The organism is Conyzicola sp. (genome assembly GCF_046714715.1).
Lineage (GTDB): Bacteria > Actinomycetota > Actinomycetes > Actinomycetales > Microbacteriaceae > Conyzicola.
In genome coordinates this window covers 17,319-30,820 of sequence record NZ_JBKKAD010000150.1, presented here as the reverse complement: position 1 = coordinate 30,820, position 13,502 = coordinate 17,319, and the positions used below count along the sequence as shown (strand labels likewise).

Below are 13,502 nucleotides of genomic sequence, written 5' to 3'. Positions count from 1 at the left end.
ACCGGGAACGACGTGCCTCTTGATGTAACCGATATCGAGCAGGCGACGGGTACTCGTCGATACCGATCCGGCGCTCGCGTTGAGCACAGCACCGAGGTCACCCGACGAGATGAAGGGCTGTTGCATGATCATGAGGTATCCCAGCACCCTGCCGTCCATGGTGGGCGAGCCCGCGCTCGAGAGCAGAGCGCCGAATTCGTCGGCGTAGGCGCGACGACGCTGTTCGTCGGCATCGATATCCTCGCCCGGCGCGGGCACATCGTGATCTGTCATGACGTCTCCTCAGTGATCTCCGGCCAGCCTATGTCAGCGGGTGGGCCTCTCCCAGTGCGCCGAGCGGCCAGAGACTCATGCCTCCGCTACCGCGCAGCGATAGCACCGCGCCGTCGGCGTCGAACTCGTAGATCATGCGTTCGCCCACCGAACCGAAGCCGCTGCCCTTGCGAATGAGTAGCGTGTTCTCGTCGACAATTTCGAGCTCGTCGAGGCCGTCGAGCGGGTTCGGGCTGCCAGGGTGCAGCGACACGAGCCGCTCGCCGAGCTGCACGACGTCCAGCACACCCCACATGTTGGCGAACCGCCCGGTGAACCGTGTCGAGGGGATATCGGTGCGCGCCGTTGCGGGCGCCGCGAGCGAGAGCGCCGGGGCTTGCACGAGAGCGGCGTCGATGAGACGCAGCACGCCGTTCGACAGTTCGGCGGCCGGACCGTCGACCGCATTGGTGAGCACCGAGATCGCGAGACCCGCGGCCGGGTCGAACAGGCTGCGGGTGATGTGGCCGGGGTAGCCGCCCGAATGCCCAACAACACGATGGTCGCCGATGCGCTCGATGATCATGCCGAGTCCGTAGTGCGCGGCACCGGGCGTCGCCGCATCGCTGAGCCATTGCTCGCGCTGTTGCATCCGCTTGCTGGAGTCTTTCACCAGGCGCTCGTCGCCCGGAAAATGCGCCGCGAAGTAGTGCACGAGATCTTCGGCCGTTCCATAGAAGCCGGTCGCAGCGGCCATGGCGCGGGTGTCGACGTGGTCGACGGGACGGCGATCGAGCGCCGTGTGGAAGCCGGTGTACCCGCGTGCATACTCGTCTGCTCGGAGGGCGTCGAGCTCAGGACCGGTGTTCTTCAGGCCGAGCCGGTCGACGATCTCTACCGTGACGTAGTCGTTGTAGCTGCGTCCGCTCGCGGCGGCCACGATGAGGCCGAGCAGCGAGTAGCCGACATTGGTGTAGTTGAACCCCTCGCCGGGAAGAGCCTTATCGCCGCCTTCGATGATGATCGCAACGAGTTCCGCCTGATCGGGGAAGGCGCGGACGTACTGCCAGTAGTCTCCATCGAGGCCGTCTCGGATGACTCCCGCTGAGTGTTCGAGCAACTCACGCACGGTGACGTCGGCCACAGGCGAGCCGGCCTCGACGAGCGCGGGTACGAACTTTCCCGCGGGGTCGTCGAGTCGCAGCTCGCCCGCCTCGAACAGTTGCAGAATGGCCGTCGCGGTGAAGGTCTTCGAGTGCGAAGCGATCCGGAAAAGGTGGTCGGATGTCAGTGCGACACCGTTCTCTACGTCGGCGAAGCCGTACGCCTTCGAAAACTGCAGGGCGCCGTCGAAGTAGACAGCGGCCTGCACACCGGGGGTGCGCGTCTTCCACGCGCGGTATTCGAGCCAGGAGTCGATGTAGGGCAAGACCGACGTGAGAGCGTCGACGGCGGGGTTGGTCATGGTGTTCACTTTCGTTGGGAAGTCTGCTACTGCTGACGACGCGGGTCTAGGGCGGCGCGCAGACTGTCGCCCAGGGTGATGATGCTCAGAACCGTCACCGCGAGGAACGTGGCCGGGAATATGAGTAGGTGTGGACTGTTCTGGAACTGCGAGGCAGCCCGGGAGAGCTGCAGACCCCACGAGATCGACGGCGCCTTCAAGCCGATGCCGAGGAACGTGAGCGAGCTTTCGGCCACGATTGTGGCACCGACGGTGATTGTGGCTACGACGAAGAGCGGCGCCAGCGAGTTCGGCAGGACGTACTTCGTGATCACGCGCCAGGACCCGAGACCCATAGTGCGCGCGGCGAGCACGAAATCCGCACCCCGCACGGAACGCACGGAACCCCGCACGATGCGCGCCATCGTGCCCCACCCGAGCATCGCTAGCACGAGAGAAATCGAGAGCACAGACCGGTCGCCGATCGTGTTGAGTACCACAACCGCACCGAGCAGGAAGGGGAAGCCGAGGAAGACGTCGGTCACGCGAGAGAGTACCCAGTCCAGCGCGCCGCCGTACAGACCGGCCAGGGTGCCCACGACGATGGCGATGAGAACCGCGAGCACGGTCGTCAACACGCCGATGGAAATCGAGGCCTGGGTTCCGTAGATGACGTTCGCGTAGACGTCGCACCCTTGCAGGTCGAATCCGAACGGATGACCGTCGGTCGGCGCGCGACCGCTCGAGCCGAGGTCGCACACGCGCGGGTCGCCGTTTCCGAACAGGCCGGCGAAAAGCGCGGGGAACAGCGCGATCACGCAGAGCAACGCCAGGGTGCCCGCGGGGAGCCAAAACGAGATCCGCGTCAGGAGGCCGCGCCACGGGTTGCGCCGCAGCGGGGGGCCGGTGAGGCCGGAGGCCGAAATGTTGGCAAAGGAGTCGGTCATTGGCGCACTCTCGGGTCGAGCAGGGCATGGATGGCGTCGACCACAAGGCTGGTCAGGAGGAAGATCAGGATGAGTGAGGTGGAGATGCCCACGACCGTCGGCCCCTCGTGCGTCTTGATTGCTTGGAACAGCAGATTGCCGACACCCGGCAGGTTGAAGATGCCCTCGATGATGACGGTGCCGCCGAGAAGGTAGCCGAGGTCGGTCGCGAGGAAGGTAACGGCGGGGATGAGCGAGTTGCGCATAACGTGCACACCGATGATGCGCCGGTCGCCGAGGCCCTTGGCCGTCGCCGTTCGCACGTAGTCCGCACCCAGGTTGTCGATGACGGACGACCGCATGAGCCGGGAGACCGACGCGAGCCCGAAGGCGGCGATGACGAGTGCGGGCAAGATGTACGACGTGGGCCAGCCTGCCGTCGAGCCCGCGACGGGGAACCATTCGAGCCGCACGGAGAACACGAGCTGCGCCGCCACCCCGACGACAAACACCGGGATGGCGCTCGTAAGGATGGTGGTCGCGAGGATGCCCTTGTCGACGAGCGTGCCTCTCCGCAGTGCCGACACGATGCCGAGTGCGATTCCGACCACGATCTCGATGACCCACGCGGTGAGGGCGAGCGTGATCGTTACCGGCCACCGCGACGCCATGAGTTCACTCACCTGGCGGTCGTCGAAGTTCACGCCGAAGTCGCCCCGGAACAGTCCGCCAATGTACCGGAGGTACTGCTGCAACAGCGGCTCGTCGAGGTGATACCGGGCGCGCAGCGTCGCGATCGTGGCATCTGTGAGGGGACGGTCGCCCGCGAGTGCCCTGATCGGATCACCCGGAAGCGAGAACACCATCACGTAGATGAGGAAGGTCACGCCGAAGAACACGATGGCGAGACCGCCGATGCGCCCGGCGAGAGCGAGAGCGAGCTTCATACGCCGTCTTCCGTGTCGAGCAACCCGCCGACGTGGGAGGCAGCCGCGAGGACAGCTCCAAACTGCACGCCGACCAGCGTCGCGATCGGGATGACCACGGCCGTGTTCGCCGCCGCGGCTTCGGTCTGCCAGCGCGCGTACACGCCGTCGAGTTCGCGTGCAAGGCGGTGCACCTCGGCGGGCGCGACACCCGCGTTCACCTCCGATTCGAGCGCGCGCAACAGCATGCCGCCGTAGCGCAGTCGGAAGCAGGTGACGATGTCCTCGCAGCCGAACCGTTCCGCGACCGTGGCCGCGCGGTCGGCCGCCGGCAGATCGGCCCGGGCGTCATCCGTCGCGGCCATGGTGACGAGCATCGGCACGAAGACACGCGAAGCGTGGAGGAATGGTGTCTCCAGCGTCAGATGCGGCGTCGCTGCGTCGAGAAGCGCGCCAAGCGTGTTGCCGGTCGCGCGCATCAGTGCCGCGGTCCGGTGTAGCAGTGCGCCGTAGTTCTCGTCGATCGGCGTCGTGTCGTCGGCGTCGGCGTGTTTCCAGTAGGGCAACTCGGCCACCAGCGACAACGTGCCGTACTTGAGCGCGTACTCGCTCGACGACGAGCCGCTCGTCATCGTCGTCGCGTCCACGCCCAAGTTCTCCAGATAGTCGTAGGCGTCGGATAGACGCCCCGTGCCGAAGATGGCAGGAGCGTACTGCTCGAGGAAGGGCGACTCCGGTTCTCCGGTGTCAAGCGGAAGGCCGAGACTCGCCGGCACGGCGTGCAATAGGCCGTACAGTTCGGGCACGGGGCGGGAGAGGTAGTAGTACACGCCGCCCATTTCGCCGTTGTGGAGGCTCACATAGAGGTCGGGTTTGATTTCGTCGATAAGACGCATCAGCCCCTGGGTTTCGGGCAGCACCCGGTCGAAATACGCCTTCTTATGGGCGAAAGGAAACGACCACTCGACCTGGTGTTCAGGAGCCGGGCGGTAAAAACGGCGAGAGTAGAAATTTCGGTCGCCCGAGTTTGCAAACCAGCCCTCGTTGAGCCGCGCCCCGTCGGGATCGATGCTCGGCACGATCGTCCAGCGGGCATCGAGCGCCGTGAGCAGGGCGGGATCGTCTGCGAGCGACTCTGCGAGATGGATGGCCGTCCACGAGCCGATCGGTTCATTGGGGTGGACGCCGCCCACGATGAGATGGTTCTTCGAGCCGGAGCCGAGCTCGTAAGCGAGAATCGGCTCGCCCAGGCGGCTCGTCGCTACCCGCCTGCTGGAGACGAGGTCTGGATGCCGCGACTGGATGTCGGCGAAGCGGCTCCAGAGCTCGTCGATCGACGGGAACGAATCGCGTGCGGGTACCTGCCCGGCCCGACGGAGGATGTCCTCCGCCGAGCCAAGGCGAGCACCGGTGGTGCTGGATGTCACGTGAACCAGGTTTCTTTCGATGGTGATGTCAGTCGTTGAGCGTGATCTTCTCGAGCACCGGGCTGCCCGACAGCTGCGGCAGCGTCGCGATCTTGTCGCTCGTCACGTAGGCGTACTTGTTGAAGAAGGTCGGCACGATGGGGAAGTCTTCGAGCACTCGCTCCTGCACGGCCACGTAGCCCGCCTCGGCCTCCTCCTGGGTGAGGGCGGAGTCGGCGGTGTCGAGCAGACCGTCGACGTCGGCGTTGTTGTACCCGCCGGTGCAGAGGCTGCAGCCACCAGCGAGGGTGAACAGGCTGCGGAGGGTGTTCTGCTGGCTTTGGTAGAGCGCGCCCCAGTGGCCGAAGTGCGGTCCCGCGACGGTCGAGTCGACGAGCGTCTGGTAGTACTCGGCCCAGTCGGTGGTCGGGACGGCGACGGCATCGACGCCCAGGTTCTGGCGGATCTGGTTGGCATATGCCTCATACAGGCTGTCCAAACCGTTGCCTCCCGGGAAGACGATCTCCATCGTTCCGGTGAATCCGCCCGCCTCGGCGAGAAGTGCCTTCCCGGCGTCTGCGTCAAACTCGCAGTACTCGCCGCAGATACCCTCGGGGGTTCCCGCCATGGCCGGCGGGGTGAGGGCGGTAGCGGGCTCGTAGAGGCCGCCGAAAATCGCGGTGTTCACGGCGTCCCGGTCGATGGACATCGAGATGGCCTGGCGAACGCGGGTATCCGAGTAACGATCGTCCCACAGGGGAAACCCCAAATAATCGATACCGGGGGCGTCGTAGGCGTAGAGCCGGTCTCCGAAGTCGGCCTCGGCACTGGTCATCTTGTCGGTGGGGAGGTAGAGCACATCGGCGTTGCCCGCCAACACATCGGTGTACGCCGTGTTCATGTCCGCGTAGGCGCGGAATGTGACCGCGTCGACGAGTGGTGCATCGCCGGCGTAGTCGTCGTAGGCCGACACGGTGAACTCCTCGTTGTCGACCCAGGCCTCGTTCATCTGGAACGGGCCGTTGCCGACGGGCTGGCGGTCGTACGCGTCAATGTCGTCGTAAGCAGATTCGGGCATGGGGTAGAAGCCGGTCTGCGCCTGGCTGAGCTGCAAGGGGAACTGGCTGTCGGCGTGATCGAGGGTAACCGTGAAGGTGAGGTCGTCCACGACCGCGAGACCACTCATGGTCTCCGTGGCCGGCGTCGATCCGTCTGCCGGGTTGAGGTCGTCGTAGCCGACGATCGAAGCGAGTTGCCCGCTGTTCTCCCACGCATTCGGGCCGTAGGCGGTGTAGTTCCACGCGTCGACGTAGGACTGCGCGGTGACGGGTTCGCCGTTCTGGAAGGTCCAATCCGGCCTGAGTGAGATCGTCCAGTTCGTCGCGTCATCCGATTCGACGGATTCAGCCTGGATATAGGTGATGACATTATCGTCGTCGAGTGAAACCAGCGGCGAGAAGAGGCTCATAACCTGGGTGAAGGCGACGAGCTGACGGCCCGGGCTCAGGTGGTCGGGCTCTCCGACCGCATAGACCAGCGTGCCGCTGTCCGACGACGAGCTGCTCGGGGAACCGGCAGAACATGCTGCGAGACCGAGGAGCAGAATGGCCCCGGCGGCCACCGGTACTTTCCGACTGAACTTCATGAATCCTCCTGGTGGCAGCGACGGTGCATCGCAGCCGTCGATGGCCCGATTCGGCCGCATGCCGCCTCGGTGTGTTGCCACAGTAGGGGGGATTCGGGCGAACGATCCATGAAGTTTTAGAATGTATTGAATCCTTTACATTCTGGAAACAAACGACAGCCGTCGCCTAGATGGTCCTGTGCGTGAAGCCGCCGCCGAGCAGTGTGGCGGACACCGTCATGCCGCGCACGTCGTCGAGCGCCAGCGGGTCTACCTCGGTGATTACGAGGTCGGCGAGCTGGCCGACCTCGACGGACGTCCGGGTCGACGCGGCGAGGGCCTCCGCGACGGAGATGCGCTGTTCCGGATGCCACGGCTCACGCTCGCCGCGACTGCGGGTTACAGCTGCCGTCACCGTGTTCCACGGGTCGAGCGGGGAGACCGGGGCATCCGACCCCATCGCCAGCGTGGCACCCGCATCGAGCAGTCCGCGCAGCGCGAAGGCCCGCCCGGTGCGCCCCGTCCAGTAGTGGTCGGCGACGTCGCGGTCGTCGAGGGCATGGTCCGGTTGCACGCTCGCCACCACACAGAGCTCGCCGAAACGCGCGAGGTCGCTGTCGGCGAGCAGTTGGGCGTGCTCGATGCGCCCGCCCATGCCGATCTCGGCGAAGGCGTCGAGAGCGAGGGAGTTGGCGTGGTCGCCGATCGCGTGCACGGTCGGCAGCAGACCGGCCTCCGCCCCGCGACGCATGAGCGGAAGCAGTTCTTCGGGCGGCAGCGTGAGCATCCCTTGCGGGTACTCTGCACCCGCCAGCCCCGGATACTCGTCGAAGCAGTACGCGGTGCGGGTGTTCAGTGAACCGTCTGAGATGAGCTTGAGCGGGCCGACCGTGAGCAGGTCGTCGATCTTCTGCCCGCTGTGCAGACCGAGCTCGATCGCTCGTTCGAGGTGCTGGGCGTAGACGCCGAACTCGACCCGCAACGAGCGGTTGCCGGCCCCGATGCGGCGGCGCCAGGTGTCGAGGTTCCAGGTCATCTCGAGGTCGACGATGCCGACGACGCCGCGAGCGGCCGCGGCCTTCGACGCCGATTCCACCCAGCGGTCGAGCACCTCGTCGGCCACGGCGCCGAGCCGGCGGGTGATGGCGAAAGCGGCTTCCTCCACGAGCACACCGGTGGGGTGGCCGGCGTGGCCGAAGAGCGAGAGCGCAGCAGTGTTCAGCCACACCGTGTGCAGGTCGCCGCTCACCAGCACGACGGGCCGCGCTCCCCCGGCGGCGTCGAGCGCCTCCACGGTGGGGGCGTCGTTCCAGAGGGCGTCTCGGAATCCGTAGCCGATGAACGGTTCGGGTTCGGGTGCCGCGACGTCGAGCGCGCGAGCAACCATGGCCGCGGCTTCGCGGGCGGAGGCGGCCGTCGACACGTCGAGGCGCTGCTGCACGAGCGCCCACTGGCTGAAGTGCACGTGGTTGTCCCAGAGACCGGGCGAAACCCACCGTCCGTCGAAGTCGACCCCCGTCGTCTTGTCTGAGGCCGGGGAGATCGCGGCGATGGTGCCGTTGATGGGCAGGATGTCGACGAGTGCGCCGTCGGTACCCGAGATGCGGAGGTTACGCAGGAGCATCGCCGCGCACCCGCTTCATCTCCGACGCGAGGGCGGGCGACGCGAACGGCCCGTCGGTCTCCAGCGCCGCGACGATGCGATCGACCACCTCGGGCGGCTTGTTCTGGCTGAGCTTGAGGCGGGCGTCGAAGCGCGTGACGACGAAGCGGATGCCCACGGTTCCCTTCGCTATGCGTCGCGCCTGCTCTTCGTCGAGGTCGAGGCTCATCGGTTCGGGCAGCTGCTGCTCGAAGTGGTCGACGAGATCGTCGAGCACCTCGAAGTTCTCGGCGTCGCTGAGGATCACCGGCGTTCCGTAGAGGTGGGCGGTGACGTGGTTCCACGTGGGAACGAATTCGCCGTTGCCGTACCAGCTCGGCGACACGTAGCCGTGCGGGCCCTGAACGATCATGAGGATCTCGTGCTCGCCGAGCTCGTGCAGCTTCTCGTCGGGGCGCCCGACGTGGCTGACGACGGAGATGACGCCGGCGCCGGTCTCTTCCAGCACGACCGGATAGTGCGACGCGACGAGCCCCGTCGCCGTGTTCGACACGATGGTCGCCCACGGGTTCTCGCGGATGAGGCGTTTGACCTCGTCGGGATCGGTCAGAACGTAGGTGGGCGTGTGGCGCATGGGCTCAAGTCTGGTCTACCGGGCAGAAGTACAGCTTGCGGCCCGCCGCCATTTCCATCACGATCGGGGTGCCGCACACCCGGCACGGCTTGCCGGTGCGGTGGTACACCCAGTGCCGGTCGTCGCGGCGGGCCAGGGCGTTGACGTACTGCTCGTCGGTGAGGCCGTCCATCGTCAGCATCTGACCGGTCGACACCCCCACGCCGAGCAGGTAGGTCCAGTCGCCCCAGAGTTGCTCGAGTGTCTCGCGCGGCACCAGCTTCGCGGGCGTGTGCGGGTCGAGCCGGGCCCGGAACAGCAGCTCGGCACGGTAGACGTTGCCGATGCCGCTCACGACGTTCTGGTCCATCAGCACGAGACCGATCGGCGTGGCCTTCTTGATGGCCGCGTGCACGAAGCGGTCTCGGCCCTCCGTCGCTTCGTCGACGAGCGGGTCGGGGCCGAGCTTGGCGATCACGGCCTGCACCTCTTCGGGCTGCAGCACCTCGCACGCCGTCGGGCCGCGCAGGTCGGCCACGGTGTCGCTCGCGAGCAGCCGCACCCGCACCGCGCCGATCGGCTTGGGCGGGAAGGTGTCGAGCGCCTCGCCCAGTCGCTCTTGCTCGGCCATGCGCAGCCGGCGGGGAGCGCCGATGCTGGAGAGCGACGGCTCGGCGTCGTCGGCGATCACCGTACCCCGCTGGTTCGTCTGTCCCATGCGACCACCCGCAGACGCGGTCGTCGCATCGGCCGTGATGTTGCCGGCGAAGTCCCACGCGCCGTACATACCGAGGTGCACGCGCAGCCACAGCCGGTGGTCGAACTCGAGGAACATCTGCTTGCCGACGGCCTTGGCGTCGGTCATCTCGAGACCGTCGATTTCGGATGCGCCCCCCGCGAACCGTCCCTGCGGCGACGACGCGGCGATGCTCTTGCCCACGAAGTGCAGCGCGAACTGGCGGGTGATGCGGTGGACGGAATGTCCCTCGGGCACGAGGCTCCTCTGATTCGAACGGGCGGCGTTAGTCGATCTGGTGGCCGGCGATCGACCCGGTGATCTCGTACTCGGCGAGCTGGGCGATGCGGCGGGCGTGGCGTTCTTCACCGGTGAACGCGGTGGCTATGAACGTGTCGATGAACAGCTTCGCTTCGTCGACGCTGTGCTGGCGCGCGCCGATCGCGATGACGTTGGCGTCGTTGTGCTGGCGGGCGAGCTCGGCGGTCGACACGTTCCAAACGAGGGCGGCGCGCACGCCACGCACCTTGTTGGCGGCGATCTGCTCGCCGTTGCCCGAGCCGCCGAAGACGACACCGAGGGCGGCGATGTCTTGCGCCTGATCTTCGACGACAGCCTGCGCCGCGTTGATGCAGAAGCTCGGGTAGTCGTCGAGCGGCTCGTAGCTCGTCGGACCGTGATCGATCACCTCGTGGCCGGCGGCCGCGAGGTGGTTCTGTAGGTCTTCACTGAATTCGAGTCCGGCATGGTCGGTTGCGATGTGGATGCGCATGGTTCTATTCTGCCTGTGCCGCCACCGCGCGGATTACGGCCTCCAGTAGCCGGTCTTGCCCAACAGCTGGGTCTCGCGGTCGGCGTCGTCGGGCACCGGGACCTCGGGCCCGAAGATGCCCATCTCGCGCCAGGCGTCGACCTGCGGCAGCACGATCTCCCAGAGCAGGTCGACGAGTTCGGGCGGCAGCGACCAGTCGAGACCGACGAGCTTGGCGATCGACCAGGACTGGAACGCGCGGTAGGTGGCCGCGTGCTCGAAGTACACGGAGACCGGGAAGTCGCCGTAGCTGAGGTGCACGATGTCGTCGGCCGAGAGCGGACGATTGACGGCGACCGTGGCGGCGTCGTTGAGCCGGTCGTAGCTCTCGAGCGCGTCGCCGCCGAGCAGGTCGCCGCCGTATTTGTCGCCGACCTCGTCGATCGTGCGGCCGGCGAGCACGTCGGGAACCCAGGCCTCGTCGTAGGCGTGCGCCGCGACGACGTCGAGCAGCGTCGGGTCGGGAGTGCGGGCCCACTCGGCGGGCACGGGCAGTTCGAGTTGGTCGGGATGGATGCGGTCGATCACGTCGCGCAACGCCGCGTCGGACAGGAGAAAGAGATCGCGCTGTTTCATGCTCGAAAGCTAGCAGCCGCCACCGTCACCGCGGCAGGGCTAGCGTGCGATCCACACCTTGCGCAGGGTCTGCGTCACCGTCCAAATGGTGCGCGCGCCCGCCGTGAGAGTCATGACGGATCCGGGCACGAGGTGCACGACCACCTCGTCGTCGAGAAACTCGACCGACCCCGCGCCGGCGACCACCACGAAGAACTCGTCGTCCTCGACGTCGCTCATGGCGCCGGGCGTCATCTCCCAGACGCCGTACTCGTGGCCGTCGAACTCGCCGAGCACGACCGTGCCGGTGGTGGGCTCCCCGTCGAGCACGTCGTCGACGGGCGCGGGCTCGAGCGGCACGTCGACCGCGAGAGCCACGACGGGGTCGAGCCCCTCGACCGCGGTCACGAGTCGAACCCCAGCCCCGCGGCATCCAGAGTCTTGAGCAAGAGGTTGCGCTTCCCGGCGTTGTGGTCGGCGCGGTCGAGCGCCCACCGGGTGGCCTGCACGCCCGCGAATACGGCGGGCTCGGGCGGGAAGGGCGGCGGCACGCTCTTCACCATCTGCAGTTCGGTGCGCTCGGTCTCGAGGCCGCCGAGGTGGTCGAGCATCACGTTCGCCGCGAACCGCGAGGCGGCGACGCCGAGGCCGGTGAAGCCGGCGGCGTACGAGATGCGTCCCTGCTTGGCTCGGCCGAAGAAGGCCGAGAAGCGGGTCGACGTGTCGATCACCCCGCCCCAGCGGTGGCTGAACTTGACGCCCTCCAGCTGCGGGAACGTCGTGAAGAAGTGGCGGGCAAGCTTCTCGAAGCTCGCCGGCCGGTCGTCGTATTCGGGCCGGATGCGGCCGCCGAAGTGGTAGATCGCGTCGTACCCGCCCCAGAGGATGCGGTTGTCGGCACTCAGCCGGTAGTAGTGGAACTGGTTGCCGAGGTCGGCGACCCCCTGCCGCGACCCCCACCCGATGCGGGCGAGCTGGGCGTCGCTCAGCGGCTCGGTCATCAGCACGTAGTCGTAGACGGGCACCGTGTGGAACCGGTAACGCCCCAGCAGCGAGGGAAACGCGTTCGTGGCGAGTGCCACGCGCTTCGCGACAACCGAGCCCTGCTTCGTCTCGACGACGATCGCGTCCCTCGTCGAGCCGCTGTCGAGTCCGCGCACCGCCGACCGCTCGAAGATCTCGACGCCGGCCTCCGCGCAGGCCGTGGCTAGGGAGGCGACGAGCTTGCCGGGATGAACCAGTGCCGTCGACCGGGTGCTCCAGAGCCCGGCCAGATAGGTGGGCGAGTCGAGTTGGGCGTGCAGGGCGGCCTGGTCGAAGAAGATCTCGGTCGTACCGTTGTGCGCATCCCGCAGTTCGTCGACCTGGTGCGGTTCGACGGCCACCGCGAGGGTTCCGGTGCGTTCGAAATCGCATCGCCAGCCAGATGCTGTGGCTTCTATCTCGTCGAGGTTCTCCATGCCGAGCCTGTTCAGCTGGTCGATCTCCCCGGGATACCGCTTTTCGCCGTTCGCCTCCCCGTGGGTGAGGCTCGCCTCGACGAAACCGCCGTTTCGGCCCGATGCCGCCCACCCGACGGTGCGTCCCTCGAGAACCATCACCCGGGCATCCGGGTCTCGCTGTTTGGCGAGAAGCGCCGTCCACAACCCGGTGTAACCGCCGCCGACGACCACGAGGTCGACGGCGTGCGATCCCGTCAGCTGCGGCCAAGAGAGAAGGTCGAGCCCGTCGAGCCAGAACGGCCGCAGCATGCTCGAGCCGAGCGACGTGGCGACCACCGCGTCGTCGACGGTGGATCGATCGAACACGGTCTCCGGCATGCGTCAACACTAGGCCGCAACCCCCGATTTAACACTGGTCAATCGCCGAATTCGGGCGCACACTTAGAGGCACGATCTCACTCTCTGTGGAGGCATAAGATGCCCAAAACGAACCAGATACCCGAGTTCCTGCCCGTGCTCTCCGTCGGCAGACATCGTTCGCCCAAGCGCGGCGCCTGCTTTATGGAGTACGCCTCGCACCTGGCCGGCGAGAGGTGGAGCGATCATCCGTCGTGCACGCACCCCGCGATCGCCGCCTTGGCCCGCGCGGTCAACGACTGCACGAGCGACGATGCTCGTGGCAGGCTCGTTCCGCTGATCCCGTCGGTGATCGGGCTGCACGGACCGGACGAGCGCATCCGCCTGATCGTCGGCGTGCGGGCCTCGGCGGCCGCGCTGCCGATCGCCAGCGAATCGCGTCAGCGGGCCATCTCGGTCGGGCTGGCGCACTGCGAGATGCTGCTCGCGACGCAGACCGGCCCGATGGCCGAGCACCTCCGCGGAGTCATCCGCTCGGCCTTCGATCAGGCACCGGCTGCCGAGAAGTGGGCGCGCGCGTTCCTCTCCTCGGTGGGCACCTCGAAGACCCGGCTCGACTCCTGGACCGTCGACAAGATGGTGGCGCTCTCGATCATCGGCATGGCCGAGGCGTGCGTCGACGATTCCGACGACCGGCTCTTCCGGCTGCTCTCGGCGACCATCGACGACTGCGAGCGCGATGCGGCGACCGGGCGCGTGGTAGCCCCTGCGAGGCGCGAGCGCGAGCTCGCCTGAGTAGACACCGGG

Annotated in this window: 14 protein-coding genes; 1 reads left to right on the top strand and 13 read right to left on the bottom strand. The window is 67.0% G+C overall.

Going from position 1 to position 13,502, the window contains the following annotated elements:
• The 13 genes from ACLQ6X_RS11215 to ACLQ6X_RS11155 all read right to left on the bottom strand — a co-directional run.
• A partial coding sequence (locus ACLQ6X_RS11215; RefSeq protein ID WP_411700246.1) for a GbsR/MarR family transcriptional regulator occupies nucleotides 1-273 on the bottom strand: 273 nt, incomplete at its 3' end.
• A 28-nt stretch (nucleotides 274-301) separates the two neighbouring features.
• Entirely contained in the window at nucleotides 302-1,717 is a 1,416-nt protein-coding gene (locus ACLQ6X_RS11210) for a serine hydrolase domain-containing protein (protein WP_411700245.1), read from the bottom strand.
• Between the two features lie 26 nt (nucleotides 1,718-1,743).
• Complete coding sequence (locus ACLQ6X_RS11205) at nucleotides 1,744-2,643, bottom strand: ABC transporter permease (RefSeq protein ID WP_411700244.1); 900 nt, start codon at nucleotides 2,641-2,643, stop codon at nucleotides 1,744-1,746.
• Nucleotides 2,640-3,569, bottom strand: coding sequence for an ABC transporter permease (locus ACLQ6X_RS11200; RefSeq protein ID WP_411700243.1), 930 nt, complete (start codon nucleotides 3,567-3,569; stop codon nucleotides 2,640-2,642). The genes ACLQ6X_RS11205 and ACLQ6X_RS11200 overlap by 4 nt, the downstream gene beginning before the upstream one ends.
• The gene (locus ACLQ6X_RS11195; RefSeq protein ID WP_411700242.1) at nucleotides 3,566-4,975 is read right to left on the bottom strand and encodes a M14 family zinc carboxypeptidase; all 1,410 of its coding nucleotides are present in this window, start codon (nucleotides 4,973-4,975) and stop codon (nucleotides 3,566-3,568) included. Before ACLQ6X_RS11195 ends, ACLQ6X_RS11200 begins: the two co-directional genes overlap by 4 nt.
• A gap of 28 nt (nucleotides 4,976-5,003) precedes the next feature.
• Nucleotides 5,004-6,599 carry an ABC transporter substrate-binding protein gene (locus ACLQ6X_RS11190; protein WP_411700241.1) on the bottom strand — a complete coding sequence of 532 codons (1,596 nt, stop codon included), beginning with the start codon at nucleotides 6,597-6,599 and terminating at the stop codon, nucleotides 5,004-5,006.
• Between the two features lie 166 nt (nucleotides 6,600-6,765).
• Complete coding sequence (locus ACLQ6X_RS11185; RefSeq protein WP_411700240.1) at nucleotides 6,766-8,202, bottom strand: amidohydrolase; 1,437 nt, start codon at nucleotides 8,200-8,202, stop codon at nucleotides 6,766-6,768.
• Nucleotides 8,189-8,815 (bottom strand): FMN-binding negative transcriptional regulator, encoded by a 627-nt coding sequence (locus ACLQ6X_RS11180; protein WP_411700239.1) that lies wholly within the window; start codon nucleotides 8,813-8,815, stop codon nucleotides 8,189-8,191. The genes ACLQ6X_RS11185 and ACLQ6X_RS11180 overlap by 14 nt, the downstream gene beginning before the upstream one ends.
• Before the next feature lie 4 nt (nucleotides 8,816-8,819).
• Nucleotides 8,820-9,788 (bottom strand): Fpg/Nei family DNA glycosylase, encoded by a 969-nt coding sequence (locus ACLQ6X_RS11175; protein WP_411700238.1) that lies wholly within the window; start codon nucleotides 9,786-9,788, stop codon nucleotides 8,820-8,822.
• Between the two features lie 28 nt (nucleotides 9,789-9,816).
• Nucleotides 9,817-10,302 (bottom strand): ribose-5-phosphate isomerase, encoded by a 486-nt coding sequence (locus ACLQ6X_RS11170; RefSeq protein ID WP_411700237.1) that lies wholly within the window; start codon nucleotides 10,300-10,302, stop codon nucleotides 9,817-9,819.
• 33 nt (nucleotides 10,303-10,335) lie between these two features.
• Nucleotides 10,336-10,917, bottom strand: coding sequence for a hypothetical protein (locus ACLQ6X_RS11165; protein WP_411700236.1), 582 nt, complete (start codon nucleotides 10,915-10,917; stop codon nucleotides 10,336-10,338).
• A 39-nt stretch (nucleotides 10,918-10,956) separates the two neighbouring features.
• Nucleotides 10,957-11,304, bottom strand: a complete 348-nt coding sequence (locus tag ACLQ6X_RS11160; RefSeq protein ID WP_411700235.1) for a cupin domain-containing protein — start codon at nucleotides 11,302-11,304, stop codon at nucleotides 10,957-10,959.
• On the bottom strand, nucleotides 11,301-12,716 hold the full coding sequence (locus ACLQ6X_RS11155) for an NAD(P)/FAD-dependent oxidoreductase (protein ID WP_411700234.1): 1,416 nt from the start codon (nucleotides 12,714-12,716) through the stop codon (nucleotides 11,301-11,303). The genes ACLQ6X_RS11160 and ACLQ6X_RS11155 overlap by 4 nt, the downstream gene beginning before the upstream one ends.
• Before the next feature lie 99 nt (nucleotides 12,717-12,815).
• On the opposite strand from ACLQ6X_RS11155, the gene ACLQ6X_RS11150 reads away from it, so the two are divergent.
• A complete protein-coding gene (locus ACLQ6X_RS11150) occupies nucleotides 12,816-13,490 on the top strand; it encodes a hypothetical protein (protein WP_411700233.1) in 675 nt (224 codons plus the stop codon).
• The last annotated feature ends 12 nt before the right edge of the window (nucleotides 13,491-13,502 follow it).